This window comes from Pantoea sp. CFCC18179, from assembly GCF_059412405.1.
In genome coordinates, this window is sequence record NZ_JBNBPM010000034.1 from 1 (window position 1) to 3,403 (window position 3,403).

General features: G+C 51.6%; 2 protein-coding genes and 3 pseudogenes. All 5 read right to left on the reverse strand.

The features are described 5' to 3' along the window. Positions 1 to 196, reverse strand: a pseudogene (locus tag ACPUC7_RS24280) (hemolysin); the annotation flags it as partial. 105 nt (positions 197 to 301) lie between these two features. Beyond that, a complete protein-coding gene (locus tag ACPUC7_RS24285) occupies positions 302 to 649 on the reverse strand; it encodes an immunity 8 family protein (protein WP_494924846.1) in 348 nt (115 codons plus the stop codon). A gap of 280 nt (positions 650 to 929) precedes the next feature. Further along, positions 930 to 1,235: a hypothetical protein gene (locus ACPUC7_RS24290; protein ID WP_494924847.1), complete on the reverse strand. Its 306-nt coding sequence runs from the start codon at positions 1,233 to 1,235 to the stop codon at positions 930 to 932. A gap of 6 nt (positions 1,236 to 1,241) precedes the next feature. Then, positions 1,242 to 1,481, reverse strand: a pseudogene (locus ACPUC7_RS24295) (CdiA C-terminal domain-containing protein); the annotation flags it as partial. A gap of 804 nt (positions 1,482 to 2,285) precedes the next feature. Then, positions 2,286 to 3,403, reverse strand: a pseudogene (locus tag ACPUC7_RS24300) (VENN motif pre-toxin domain-containing protein); the annotation flags it as partial.

Genomic DNA, 3,403 nt, shown 5'->3' on the forward strand with positions numbered 1-3,403 from the left:
CCACGCTCTGGTGCTCAACCTCGTACTCTGCCTGGTTGTGGAGGTTGCTCCAGCCCAGCGTGCCGGTGTCGAGCCGGTTCTTATCCGCCGTTGCCGTCGAGCCGATGACCGCGCCGTCCAGTTGCGTGTGCCCGCCGACCTTCACGTCGAAGCCGCCGCACGCGCTGCCGTTCTGCTGGTTCGATGTGAAGTTTGAGACGGGTAGGAGATGTGTAAGCAGGGAGAGCTTAACATCCGGTGGCTGAGGAGTGAGCGACGAGTAAAACGATCCCTGCTCGGCTGGCCGGGATCGTTGTTTAAGTTAAGGCTGATAATCTTCATATTCCCAGGCAAAGACACGGGAGAGTTTTTGCGCTATCTCCATCCAGTCTTTGCCTTCGCACTGGTCGATATAATCAGTTATGGTTTTGGAGATCTCCTCCAGATCGTATTTACGAACCAGCAGCGTATGGCGCATCAGTTCCGGTAGCCAGTGGTGCTTGCAGAGCCATTCGGGGGTGCAAATTTTCAGCCGGAAGTTATCGGCTCCTTCCTCACCACAAGTACCTATTGATAGCTCTATCCATAATGAGAAATTATCGTGTTCGAGAGGCTGATACTCTTCCAATAAAAAATGATCAGACCATAAAGATTTTAGAGCGGCTTTCATTTAGTCACATTGAGATGACTATTGCTGATCACCGCTCCTGATTTATCCAATATTTGGAAGTTAGCCTGAATCCCCGTAGTTGCAAATTCGCTTTTCTTCGGGATCGGTGGTCGATAAAGTTGAGTGCCATCCGCACTGCCCCACAACCTGGACATTTCTTTTGATTCTCAACTAGCTTTCCACCATCTCCCCTGTTTTCTGCAATGCGGTTAACCGTGGTTTCGTTATGCGTGGTGCCGCTGCCGTAACCCTAGCCAGTCGGCCGGGTTTTTCACAATATTTAGATGAGATCTTCACCATTTAAAAGGACAATGACATTTTCTGTACCTAACTCTTTTCTAACCATATCAGCTATTGTGTCTGTCGATATCTCCAACGATTTATTATTTACAGCAACGTAAAAATATGACTCAGGATCTAAACCAAATTCATTGGATATCTCCTTGTCAAAAGGCCCCAATGCCCTTGCACTATATAAAATATAATGCTCCGGAAATATACTTGCATTCCTTGATAAAAAACGATCAAGGTGGTGCTGTAGCTCCGAGACAGCAAGTTTGGTATAACATCTTATATTGATTGCCATATCCCCTCACTTCACCCTGATTGCATTACCAGATTTATCAATAATAATTAGCTTGTCCATACCCAGAATTGGCCATTGGGTGAACTGGTTTTGTAACGCTTTCATGCTTACTTTAGTATCAGAAATATTGACTACAACATTAGTAGTTTGTCCTTCATCAATTTTCCCTTTTACCTCTGTCCAAATATTTCTAACGCTACTAGACTTTGGCGCATAGTGATCAAATATCTCGCCATTAATCCGATAATCTGGATTTTTATTGCCCGCTACAAAAGGATTCTGCTCTACGTAAAACCCTGACTATGAGAGGATTTGAGCACTCTCGTTTTCCCGATTTAGGGAACGAATATTTTCCTTCGTCATACCGGGTTCTATCTTAGCCACAGGCCCCGTTAATACACCTTCAGACTTCGTAATTGCATTACCAACTGAACCTGTTTGCCATATATTGCTGTTCCCCGGTGAAACTATCGCACCATCGGTCTTACCTATAACACTATTCCCAGCAACACCACCAAAGATAGCCGCTGTCCCCAAGCCTATATTCAGTGCACCTTCTCCATGGTTGCCATCAACGACCTGGCCGATCCCTGTACCGGTTTGATAACCCCCACCTGCCGCCAGAGTTGAACGAGCAATTATTCCTGGCACGCCAGGTAAAGCGAGTAAAGCATCGGTTCCTAATGCGGCCTGACCGGACTGCACGCTGTACCCTTTCAGATAACTCAGTGCTTCGTTATAAGCTTCAATATTTCCTGTCGAGGCGACAAACGCCTTGCCTGCGACCAGTGACTGAATAGCGTCTCCGGCTTGCTGTAGTGTATACCCGTAAATAGACTGAAGCTCATAGCCATATTGGTTAAGTAATCCTGCCAGCTCTTGCTTCTGCCCTTCTGTCAGCGGTAGCCCCGATTGGTACTGTTGTAGCAACACATTACTAGCTCGGTCTTCATTCGTCAGCCTGACGATATTCTGTGACGCTTCCAGTAAGTTCTTGCCCGCTTTCTGCTCTTCGATAGATTTATTCATTGTTTCGGCTTTCTGCACGCTGAGGAAGTTATTCTCCGCCGTCGTCTTACCCGACTGCGCAGCCGCCACCGCATCCGCGCTGCTGTCGCCAGTCAGCCCACCTGCTAATCCCGCCGCCAGTGTGGCCAGCGCGCTGACCGTTTGTTTCTCCGTCTCGCTCAGTTCGCTGACCGGTTTGCCATAGGCACTGACCGCAATCATCGCCGTCATTTCTGCCGTGGCGGCACCGGCGGCGCCAACCAGCGCGCTGTTGCCCTGCGCTGCGGCTAATGCCGCATTCACCGCCGCGTGCGCCAGCACTTTTCCGGCGGGATCCAGCCCGCTGCTGCCAATGATGTTCGCAATATACGGTGCCGAGCCGCCCGCCAGCGCTTTCGCCAGGTCGCCGCCAGCCAGCCCCTGCACCGCCGCCGTGGCCGCAGATATCGCGCGCTGCACCTTACCGCCGGTTCTAAAGTCGCTGTCGGCGAACGCCTGATTGTAGAAGTTGCTGTAAACCTGTTTGTTAACGTCGTCGTCGCTGTACTGCTTCGACGGGTCTTTGGCCTTCAGTTCTGCCAGCGCCTTCTCGCGGTCCTTCTGCGTTGCGCCCGACATTTTTTCATTCGCGACTTTTGTCGCTTCTATCTGCCCCTGCGTTCTGGCNTTCGACGGGTCTTTGGCCTTCAGTTCTGCCAGCGCCTTCTCGCGGTCCTTCTGCGTTGCGCCCGACATTTTTTCATTCGCGACTTTTGTCGCTTCTATCTGCCCCTGCGTTCTGGCTATATCGCCGACCTGCACGCCAATCTCGCCAATCTTCTGCGCTTCCGCCAGCCGCTGTTGCTCTTTCTCCTTATCGAAGATTTTGCCCAGCGTCTGATTGGCGTGCTCAGCATCGCGGCTCAGCTCATCCACGTTCTGCTGCTGGTTCTCCTGGTCGCGGATGACGATAGTGCCCGCGCTCACCGCCGCTTTGGTGGTCGAGCTGTCGCTGCCGCTGCTGTTCGCGCCAACCAGCAGTCCGTTTGCCATATTGCCGGCGAACTGTCCGCCGATGCTGCCGCCCGAGCTTATCCCCACGCTCTGGTGCTCAACCTCGTACTCTGCCTGGTTGTGGAGGTTGCTCCAGCCCAGCGTGCCGGTGTCGAGCCGGTTCTTAT

What these genes read in the sequence shown, in the direction of transcription:
- ACPUC7_RS24290 (WP_494924847.1), bottom strand. Translation starts at nt 1,235, where the DNA reads ATGGCAATCAATATAAGATGTTATACCAAACTTGCTGTCTCGGAGCTA.
- ACPUC7_RS24285 (WP_494924846.1), bottom strand. Translation starts at nt 649, where the DNA reads ATGAAAGCCGCTCTAAAATCTTTATGGTCTGATCATTTTTTATTGGAA.